Origin of the sequence: Paenibacillus sp. 598K, assembly GCF_003851045.1 — a bacterium.
Taxonomy (GTDB): Bacteria; Bacillota; Bacilli; order Paenibacillales; family Paenibacillaceae; genus Paenibacillus_D.
Window position 1 is genome coordinate 88,238 of record NZ_BFBX01000042.1, and the last position, 440, is coordinate 88,677.

Consider the following 440-nt stretch of genomic DNA (forward strand, 5'->3'; position numbering starts at 1 on the left):
CGGCGGCATCGCAGGCTACGTCGCCAGCGATCTGACCTGGCACAATGCGCATACGAATACGATGACGGTCACCGTATCCGGTACCGAGCAAGTGTACACGGGCGGCCTGATCGGCCATATTACCGGCGAGTTGGCCTTCGAAGCCGCTGCCGGCAACTCGGCGGCTCTGGTGGTTACCGGCGAGCCTGACGAAGCCTTTACCGGCGGTATCGTCGGCTATGGCGGTCAGCGTCTGTTGCTGAACAGCGACGCGGCGCAAGCCTATGCCAACAACGGCGAGATTACCGTCCATGGCGGCACCGGCGTCTACACCGGCGGCATCGCCGGCAACCGCGCCTATGCGCGGACCAGCGGCGACCCGAGCAACAATGTAGAGAGCAATGCCGATCTGCATGTGACCGGGGAGCAGAAGCTCTACACGGGCGGCTATATCGGCTGGG

Annotated in this window: 1 pseudogene; it reads left to right on the forward strand. The window is 63.9% G+C overall.

Annotation, left to right across the window (positions count from 1 at the left end):
* Positions 1-440, forward strand: a pseudogene (locus PA598K_RS36200) (hypothetical protein); the annotation flags it as partial.